The sequence below is a fragment of the Delftia sp. SD018 genome (assembly GCF_017355445.1).
In the GTDB taxonomy this organism is placed as follows: Bacteria; Pseudomonadota; Gammaproteobacteria; order Burkholderiales; family Burkholderiaceae_C; genus Comamonas; species Comamonas acidovorans.
The window spans coordinates 105,765-114,523 of record NZ_JADDRN010000022.1; the positions used below are offsets into that span (position 1 = coordinate 105,765).

9 protein-coding genes are annotated in these 8,759 nt (G+C 65.6%); all 9 read right to left on the minus strand.

Features of this window, described 5'->3' with window-relative positions; all coding sequences use genetic code 11:
* Positions 1-99: 99 nt before the first annotated feature.
* Positions 100-1,230, minus strand: a complete 1,131-nt coding sequence (locus INR38_RS20790) for an acyl-CoA dehydrogenase family protein (protein WP_034397414.1) — start codon at positions 1,228-1,230, stop codon at positions 100-102.
* Positions 1,231-1,296: 66 nt separating this feature from the next.
* Positions 1,297-1,959, minus strand: a complete 663-nt coding sequence (locus INR38_RS20795; RefSeq protein WP_013800385.1) for an SDR family oxidoreductase — start codon at positions 1,957-1,959, stop codon at positions 1,297-1,299.
* 28 nt (positions 1,960-1,987) lie between these two features.
* Positions 1,988-2,611, minus strand: a complete 624-nt coding sequence (locus tag INR38_RS20800; RefSeq protein WP_034397418.1) for a pyridoxamine 5'-phosphate oxidase family protein — start codon at positions 2,609-2,611, stop codon at positions 1,988-1,990.
* A 52-nt stretch (positions 2,612-2,663) separates the two neighbouring features.
* Complete coding sequence (locus INR38_RS20805) at positions 2,664-3,845, minus strand: acetyl-CoA C-acyltransferase (protein ID WP_012207785.1); 1,182 nt, start codon at positions 3,843-3,845, stop codon at positions 2,664-2,666.
* A gap of 46 nt (positions 3,846-3,891) precedes the next feature.
* Entirely contained in the window at positions 3,892-5,679 is a 1,788-nt protein-coding gene (gene aceK / locus INR38_RS20810; RefSeq protein WP_013800382.1) for a bifunctional isocitrate dehydrogenase kinase/phosphatase, read from the minus strand.
* Between the two features lie 33 nt (positions 5,680-5,712).
* Positions 5,713-6,375: a carbonate dehydratase gene (gene can, locus INR38_RS20815; protein ID WP_012207787.1), complete on the minus strand. Its 663-nt coding sequence runs from the start codon at positions 6,373-6,375 to the stop codon at positions 5,713-5,715.
* Positions 6,376-6,430: 55 nt separating this feature from the next.
* A complete protein-coding gene (locus tag INR38_RS20820) occupies positions 6,431-7,618 on the minus strand; it encodes an isovaleryl-CoA dehydrogenase (RefSeq protein WP_034397421.1) in 1,188 nt (395 codons plus the stop codon).
* 43 nt (positions 7,619-7,661) lie between these two features.
* Positions 7,662-8,120 (minus strand): PaaI family thioesterase, encoded by a 459-nt coding sequence (locus INR38_RS20825; RefSeq protein WP_207442755.1) that lies wholly within the window; start codon positions 8,118-8,120, stop codon positions 7,662-7,664.
* Positions 8,121-8,156: 36 nt separating this feature from the next.
* Entirely contained in the window at positions 8,157-8,558 is a 402-nt protein-coding gene (locus INR38_RS20830) for a MerR family DNA-binding transcriptional regulator (RefSeq protein WP_207442756.1), read from the minus strand.
* Positions 8,559-8,759: the final 201 nt, after the last annotated feature.

Sequence of the window (8,759 nt, forward strand, 5' to 3'; positions counted from 1 at the left end):
GCTGCCCGCCTCTCTCGGGCGCCGTGCCGGCGATGCTCCATGCTAAGCCCTGCGGGTGTCAGGGCCATCCGGCCCGACCCGCAGCGTGGGGGATTGGCCTCAGGCCAGGGCGCGCTGGATGAGAATTTTCTGCACGTCGCTCGTGCCCTCGTAGATCTGGCAGACGCGCACGTCGCGGTAGATGCGTTCCACGGGGAAGTCGCTGACCACGCCATAGCCGCCCAGGGTCTGGATGGCGGCGCTGCACACGCGCTCGGCCATTTCGCTGGCGAACAGCTTGGCCATGGCCGCTTCCTTGAGGCAGGGCAGGCCGGCATCGCGCAGGCTGGCCGCATGCCAGATCAGCTGGCGCGCGGCCTCGATCTGCGTGGCGCAGTCGGCCAGGCGAAAGCCCACGGCCTGGTGGTTGAAGATGGGTTGGCCGAAGCTCTCGCGCTCCTTGGAGTACTGCAGCGCGCAATCGAAGGCCGCACGCGCCATGCCCACGCTTTGCGCGGCAATGCCTATGCGCCCGCCTTCCAGCGCCGACAGCGCAATCTTGTAGCCCTCGCCCTCGGCGCCGATGAGGTTGGCGGCGGGGATGCGGCAGCCCTCGAACTGGATCTGGGCCGTGTCCGAACTGTGCTGGCCCAGCTTGTCCTCCAGCCGCAGCACCTGGTAGCCGGGTGCGGAGGTCGGAACGATGAAGGCGCTCATGCCGCGCTTGCCCGCCGCCTTGTCGGTGACGGCGATGACGATGGCCACGTCGCCGTTCTTGCCACTGGTGATGAACTGCTTGACGCCGTTGATCACGTAGTCGCTGCCGTCGCGCGTGGCCGTGGTGCGCAGCGCCGAGGCATCCGAGCCCACATGCGGCTCGGTCAGGCAGAAGGCGCCCAGCATCTCGCCGCGCGCCAGCGGCGCCAGCCATTGCTGCTTTTGCGCCTCGCTGCCGTAGCGCATGAGGATGGCGTTGACGGGGCAGTTGGTGACGCTGATCACCGTGCTGGTGCCGCCGTCGCCGGCTGCGATTTCCTCCAGCACCAGGGCCAGGCTCAGGTAGTCAAGGCCGGCGCCGCCGTATTCCTCGGGCACGCAGATGCCGTAGGCGCCCAGCGCCGCCAGGCCCTGGTGCACGTTCTTGGGAAAGTGGTGTTCCTTGTCCCAGCGTGCGGCATGGGGCGTGATTTCGGTGCGCACGAAGTCGCGCACCGCGTCACGGATCATTTCCTGGTCTGCGTTGAGCAGCATGTCTTGTCTCCTGATTCTTGTTTCGTTGTTCGTTGTCCGTTGCGCTGGCCGGATCTGCCGTCGGATCTACCAGGCGATGCGCTGCCCGTCATGCCGCAGCATGCGGCCCCGGTCGGCCGGCGTGACGCCGGCCAGCGTGCGCACCAGGCCCTGCACGCTTTGCTCCACGGTGAAGGTGGCAGCCGCGCCACCCATGTCGGTCTGCACCCAGCCCGGGTCCAGCGCGACCACGGTGGCGCCCGGCCATTGCGGCTGTGCGCTGGCCACGACCATGTTGAGCGCAGCCTTGCTGACGCGGTAGAGCCAGGCGTCGGATTCGGCGTCGGCCAGCAGCGACATCTGGCTGGAGAACAGGCCGAACACGCCGCCCGCCGCCTCGACCAGCGGCGCCACCTGGGGCAGCACCTGCATGGCGCCCAGCACATTGGTGTGCATGACGCGGTCGAACTGCTCGCGCGTGGGCGGCGTGGCCGAGCTGTGGGCATCCCACACTCCGGCCACGTACAGCGCCAGCTCGATCTTCTCGCCGTCGAGCTGCCAGGCCAGGCCGCTGACGCTGGCCGGGTCGGCCACATCCACCAGCAGCACCTTGGCGCCCGTGGCCTCGACGCGCTCGCGGTCGGCCTCGCTGCGCACCGTGGCGACCACGCTGCGGCCCTGGGCCGCATAGGCCTCCACCAAGGCAAAACCAAGCCCGCGCGAGGCGCCCAACACCAGAGTGACTGCCATGTCTTTCGACCTTTCAAATGGAATGCGGTCAGCGGCCCTGCTCGTCCGCGATCTGTTTTTCGTAGCGCTCGACCATGGCCTCCTGCGTCTCGGTGGGCGCAGGCAGGCCGATCTGCTGGTGGACCATCTGGTTCACCGAGGGCATGACGTTGCGCGACACCTGGGACTCTGGCTTCCAGAGCCGGGCGCGCATCAGGGCCTTGGCACAGTGCAGATAGGCCTCCTGCACCTGGATCTCCAGAACGATCTTGGGCCGGAAGCCTTCGCTGGCGAACAGCGCCGTGTAATGGGCCTCGTCGCGCAGCTTGGCCACGCCGTTGACGCGCAGGGTCTCGTCGAAACCCGGCACCATGAACAGCAGGCCGATGCGCGGATCGGCGATCAGGTTGCTGAAGCTGTCCAGGCGGTTGTTGCCGCCCGAATCGGGGATCAGCAGCGTCTGGTTGTCGGGCGCCTTGATGAAGCCCGGCTTGCCGCCGCGCGGCGAGGCATCCATCATCGCGCCCGCCCCGCCCCCCGTGGCCACGATGCACAGCGGCGACAGCGCGATGAAGCGCAGGCAGTGCCGGTCCAGGTCCACCTGCTGCTTGAGCAAGGCCCTTTCGGCCGGCATGGCATACAGGCTGCGCAACTGTTCTTCGCTGGTAATCATGGTGTGGAGGGCTCGATGAGGCAGGCAGGCGATGCGCCCGAAGGACCCGAGCTTAGACGAGTTCTATCGCCATGGCTGTTCCCTCGCCGCCGCCTATGCACAGCGTGGCCAGGCCGCGCTTGCCGCCGCGCGCCTGCAGGGCGTGCAGCAGCGTGACCAGGATGCGCGCACCGCTGGCGCCAATGGGGTGGCCCAGCGCACAGGCGCCTCCGTTGACGTTGACCTTGTCGCGCGGCACGCCCAGCTCGGCCATCAGGGCCATGGGCACGACGGCAAAGGCTTCGTTGACTTCCCACAGGTCCACGTCCGCCGCCGTCCAGCCGGCCTTCTTGAGGGCCTTCTGCGTGGCGCCCACGGGGGCCGTGGTGAACCATTCGGGCTCCTGGGCATGCGTGGCATGGGCAACGATGCGCGCCAGCGGCTTGCAGCCCAGTTCCTTGGCCGTGGACTCGCGCATCAGCACCAGGGCGGCGGCGCCGTCGTTGATGCTGGAGCTCGATGCGGCCGTGATCGTGCCGTCCTTCTTGAAGGCGGGCTTGAGGCTGGAAATCTTGTCCAGCTTGGCCTTGGCCGGGCCTTCGTCGATGCTGACCGTGACGTCGCCCTTGCGCGTGGAGACGGTGACGGGCGTGATCTCGGCGGCGAAGGCGCCACTTTCAGTGGCCGCCTGGGCGCGCTTGACGCTTTCGATGGCGTAGGCGTCCTGCTGCTCGCGCGTGAAGTGGTATTTGGCGGCGCAGTCCTCGCCAAAAGTGCCCATGGAGCGGCCAGGCTCGTAGGCGTCCTCCAGGCCGTCGAGCATCATGTGGTCATAGACCTTGTCGTGACCCATGCGGTAGCCGCCACGGCCCTTCTTGAGCAGGTAGGGTGCATTGGTCATGCTTTCCATGCCGCCGGAGACCACGACATCGCGGCTGCCTGCGACCAGCTGGTCGTGCGCCAGGATGGTGGCCTCCATGCCGGCACCACACATCTTGGACAGGGTCACGGCGCCCGTGCTGCGCGGCAGGCCGCCCTTGAAGCCGGCCTGGCGGGCGGGCGCCTGGCCCTGGCCCGCCATCAGGCAGTTGCCGAACAGCACTTCGTCCACTTTCTCGGGCGCCACGCCCGCGCGCTGCACGGCCGCCTTGATGGCAGCGCCGCCCAGATCATGGGCCGCGAGGTCGGCGAAGTCGCCCTGGAAGGCGCCCATGGGGGTGCGGGCTGCGCCGACGATGACGATGGGGTCTTGCATGCTTGTCTCCTGGGGTGTCGTGATGGTGAAAGAAAGGGAAAACGGGTCAGGCCAGCCAGCGGCTGCGCTCGTAGGGGAAGACATCGTGGACATGGCCTTCGCGGATGCGCTGCTGATGCGCCTGCCAGAAGGCGGGGTCGAGCAGGTCGGCATGGTGGCGCATGAAGACTTCGCGCACGGCCGGGTTGCCCAGCAGAAAGGGCGCGAAGGTTTCCGGGAACACATCGCGCGGGCCCACGGGGTACCAGACCTCGCCGCTGAGCTCGTCCTCCTCGTTGCGCGGCGCGGGCACCTGGCGGAAGTGGCAGTCGGTCAGGTATTCGATCTCGTCGTAGTCGTAGAACACCACCTTGCCGCCGCGCGTGATGCCGAAGTTCTTCCACAGCATGTCGCCCGGGAAGATATTGGCCGCGACCAGATCCTTGATGGCATTGCCGTACTCGATCACGGCGCTCTCCAGGCGCTGCCGCGGTGCCGGCAGGTCCAGCCCGTCATCGAAGCACTCCTGCAGCAGCATGTTCAGCGGCACCATGCGCCGCTCTATGTAGAGGTGGGAGATGATGACCTCCTGCCGGCCATCGCCGTCGCGGTCGCTGATCTCGACCTGGCTGGGCGCATGCTCCAGGATCTCGGCGATCAGCGCATCCGAAAAGCGCTCGCGGGGGAAGGCCACCAGGCTGTACTCCAGCGTGTCGGCCATGCGCCCCACGCGGTCGTGCTGCTTGACCAGGCGGTACTTGGCCTTGACCTGTTCGCGCGTGATCTCCTTGGGCGCGGCGAAGCGGTCCTTGATGAGCTTGAACACATAGGGAAAGCTGGGCAGGTCGAACACCAGCATGACCATGCCCTTGATGCCGGGCGCGATGCGGAACTGGTCGCGCGAATGCCGCAGGTGGTGCAGGAAGTCGCGGTAGAACAGCGTCTTGCCCTGCTTGGCCAGGCCCAGGGCGTTGTACAGCTCGGCGCGCGGCTTGCGCGGCATGAGGCTGCGCAGGAACTGCACGTAGGCGCTGGGCACGTCGGTATCGACCATGAAGTAGGCGCGCGCAAAGCTGAACAGGCCGTGGAAGTCCTTCTCGCCGAAAAGGGCCGCATGCAGCACCAGCCGGCCGTTGTCGCCGTGCAGGATGGGCACGGCCCAGGACAGCTCGGCAAAGCCGTTGATGATCTTGCCGACGATGTAGGCGCCCTTGTTGCGGAAAAACAGGCTGGACAGCACCTGGATCTGGAAGTTGGCGTACAGGCGCATGGCCTGCAGCTGCGGCTCCAGGCGCTCGGCCAGGCGGGCGATGTCGCGCTCCAGGTCCTCGAAGGGGCGCTGCAGCGCGAATTGCTCCACGACTTCGCGCAGCGTCTGCGGCAGCGTCTCGCGCGTGGGGTAGAAGGCCAGGTAGGCCGGGCGCGCAGCCGGCTCCTGGTTCTCTATGTATTCCGTGCTGACGGCGGGCCGCACGAAGATGAAATCGTTGTGGAAATGCGTGCGGTGCAGGATCTTGGTGGTGACCGAGTTGAAGAAGGTCTCGGCCAGCTCCGGCTGCAGGTGGTTGACCATGAGCCCGATGTAGTGGCGCTTGATCTGCTGCCAGACCGGCATGGGCTGGGCGCCGGCCGCAAATTCCTTTTCAAGCCGGCGCACGCATTCGCGCACGCGCAGGTCGTAGAACTCGATGCGCTCGCGCTGGGCACGCTGCTGACCCAGCCAGTCGGCGGTTTCGAAGCGGTGCTTGGCGCGGGCGGATTCGGCGCGGAACAGGCGGTAATGGCGATTGAAGCCATCCATCATCGCCCGCGCGATGTCATGGGCAAGCAGGGTGTCCTGGGCAGGCATCGGCATGAAGTCTCCCGGGGTCCCGCCTGCCACGGCCGCTCAGTCGCGCTGGCGGCTGGCGACCAGCTCGACAGCCTCGGCATGGATGTTGGCGATGCCGCCGACACCGGGCACGGTCATCTGCAGATTGGTGATCAGGCCGTCCTTGAGGCCATAGCACCAGCCGTGCAGCGTGACCTTCTGGCCGCGCGCCCAGGCATCCTGCATCACCGTGCTCTGCGCCACATTGATCACCTGCTCGATGGCATTGAGTTCGCACAGCGCATCGTGGCGCCATTGCGGGGACAGGCTGGCCAGCAGCGCCTGGTGCTTGTCGCGCACATCCTTCACATGGCGGATCCAGTTGTCGGCCAGGCCCACGCGCACATCCTCCAGTGCCGCCAGCACGCCGCCGCAGCCATAGTGGCCCACGACCATCAGGTGCTCGACCTTGAGCTGGTCCACCGCGTACTGGATGGTGGACAGGCAGTTCAGGTCGCTGGGCACGACCACGTTGGCCACGTTGCGGTGCACGAACACCTCGCCGGGCTCCAGGCCCGTGATCTGGTTCGCAGGGACGCGGCTGTCGGAACAGCCGATCCACATGTAGCGGGGTTTTTGCTGCGACAACAGCCCGGTGAAGAAACCGGGCCGGTCACGCTCCATCTGCTGGGCCCATTCGCGGTTATGGACAAACAGTTCTTCGATGGAGGTTGTGCTCATAAGCAATCCTTTTGTTGGGTCAAACTCAAGAACGGCGCGGCAGGCGGGTGCGGGATCAGCAGGTCTCTGCGAACAGCTCGCGGCCGATCAGCATGCGACGGATCTCGCTGGTGCCGGCGCCGATCTCGTAGAGTTTCGCATCCCGCCAGAGGCGACCCAGTGGGTATTCGTTGATATACCCATTACCTCCATAGATTTGAACGCCTTCGCCGGCCATCCATGTCGCCTTCTCGGCGCACCACAGGATGACGCTGGCACAGTCCTTGCGGACCTGGCGAACATGCTCCGTTCCCAGCAAATCGAGGTTTTTGGCGACCGTATAGGCAAATGAGCGACCCGCTTGCAGCACGGTGTACATGTCCGCCACCTTGCCCTGAATGAGCTGGAACTCGCCAATGCTCTGGCCGAACTGCTTGCGGTCATGGATGTAGGGCACGACGTTGTCCATCACCGACTGCATGATGCCCAGCGGCCCGCCGGTCAGCACGGCACGCTCGTAGTCCAGGCCGCTCATCAGCACCTTGGCGCCGTTGTTCAGGCCGCCCAGCACGTTCTCGGCCGGTACCTCGACGTTCTCGAACACCAGCTCGCCCGTGTGGCTGCCACGCATGCCCAGCTTGTCCAGCTTCTGGGCAATGGAAAAGCCCTTCATGCCCTTCTCGATCAGGAAGGCAGTCACGCCGCGGGCGTTCAGCTCGGGCTCGGTCTTGGCGTAGACCACCAGGGTGTCGGCATCGGGACCATTGGTGATCCACATCTTGGTGCCGTTGAGCAGGAAGTAGCCACCCTTGTCCTCGGCCTTGAGCTTCATGCTGATCACGTCCGAGCCAGCGCCGGGCTCGCTCATGGCCAGCGCGCCCACATGCTCGCCGCTGATCAGCTTGGGCAGGTACTTGGCCTTTTGCGCCTCGTTGCCGTTTCGGTTGATCTGGTTCACGCAAAGATTGCTGTGCGCGCCATAAGACAGGCCCACCGAGGCACTGGCACGCGAGATTTCCTCCATCGCCACCATGTGGGCCAGGTAGCCCATGTTGGCGCCGCCGTACTGCTCGGACACGGTGATGCCCAACACGCCAAGATCGCCAAACTTGCGCCACAGGTCCATGGGGAACTGGTCGTCGCGGTCGATCTCGCCGGCGCGCGGTGCAATCTCGGCCTGTGCGAACTCGCGCACGGCATCGCGCAGCGCGTCGATGTCCTCGCCCAGTTGGAAGTTCAGGCCCGGCAGGTTGGAAAGGCTCATCTCGTGTCTCCTGTGGAAATTTGGTGAAAGAACGCCGCCCGGCTCAGTCGGCCAGATCGCGGCCCTGCACGCACATCAGCGTGCAGCCCATGGTGGCAATCAGTTTTTCGCGGCCTTCGTCGATGGCGTAGGCGCGCCCCTCGGTCACGATGATCGTGCGGCCCGGCTTGATCACCCGGCCTTCCATGCGAAAGCGCTGGCCCTTGGCGGGGGCCAGCAGATTGATCTTGAATTCGATGGTGAGCACGGCAGCATCGGCCGGCATCAGGTTCAGCCCTGCATAGCCGCAGGCGGAATCCAGCGCCGTGGAAACCATGCCAGCATGCAAAAAGCCATGCTGCTGCGTCAGCCCGGGCGCCCAGTCCAGGCAGACATCGACGGCGCCGGGCTCCAGCAGGGACAGCTCGGCGCCCAGGGTGTGCATCGCGCCCTGGCGTGCAAAACTGTCTCGCACACGGCGGGCAAAGTCGCTGTTGGCAGGTTCCAGGCGGAGCACGGTCAAGGCAAGCCTCACAAATTACGTTTACGTAAACGTCAATTATGAAGCATTTTTCCCATCCAGGTGTTTCAACAGAGTGCGGGCCTCGGATTCCTGCTCTCGCACCTCGGCCAGGTTGGCCTGCAGATCGGCCAGGCGGTCCTCGAGCTGGCGGCGATGCACAGTCAGCACTTCCAGGAATTTGCGCAGTTGCACGCCCGTGTCGCGGGGGCTGTCGTAGAGATCGATGATCTCCTTGGCTTCGTTCAGAGACAGTCCCAGCCGCTTGGCCCGCAAGGTCAGGCGAAGACGTGTGCGATCACGCGCGCTGTAGACGCGATTGCGCCCGCCAGGCCCGGCGCGCTCGGGCTCAAGCAAGCCCATGTCTTCATAGAAGCGGATGGCTCGGGTCGTGAGATCGAACTCCTTGGCAAGATCGCTGATGGTGTAGGTAGTCGACATGGCTGGAGAGTCCGCCAGCATCCACAGCCGGCGGCCATGGGAATGCGACGTTGACGTTAACGTCAATGCTAGCGGAATTGGCCCCAGGAAACTGCGCCGGATGTTGCATCCGGGTGCGGGAATAAAAAGAGAGCGCGTCAGCGCTCTCTTTTTTTGGGATGTCCGTTTTGGCTGCTCTGCCTGTTTCCCCGTTTCCTGCAT

Coding starts and splice junctions, on each gene's coding strand:
- INR38_RS20790 (WP_034397414.1), bottom strand. CDS start 1,230: ATGCTGCTCAACGCAGACCAGGAAATGATCCGTGACGCGGTGCGCGAC.
- INR38_RS20795 (WP_013800385.1), bottom strand. CDS start 1,959: ATGGCAGTCACTCTGGTGTTGGGCGCCTCGCGCGGGCTTGGTTTTGCC.
- INR38_RS20800 (WP_034397418.1), bottom strand. CDS start 2,611: ATGATTACCAGCGAAGAACAGTTGCGCAGCCTGTATGCCATGCCGGCC.
- INR38_RS20805 (WP_012207785.1), bottom strand. CDS start 3,845: ATGCAAGACCCCATCGTCATCGTCGGCGCAGCCCGCACCCCCATGGGC.
- aceK (WP_013800382.1), bottom strand. CDS start 5,679: ATGCCGATGCCTGCCCAGGACACCCTGCTTGCCCATGACATCGCGCGG.
- can (WP_012207787.1), bottom strand. CDS start 6,375: ATGAGCACAACCTCCATCGAAGAACTGTTTGTCCATAACCGCGAATGG.
- INR38_RS20820 (WP_034397421.1), bottom strand. CDS start 7,618: ATGAGCCTTTCCAACCTGCCGGGCCTGAACTTCCAACTGGGCGAGGAC.
- INR38_RS20830 (WP_207442756.1), bottom strand. CDS start 8,558: ATGTCGACTACCTACACCATCAGCGATCTTGCCAAGGAGTTCGATCTC.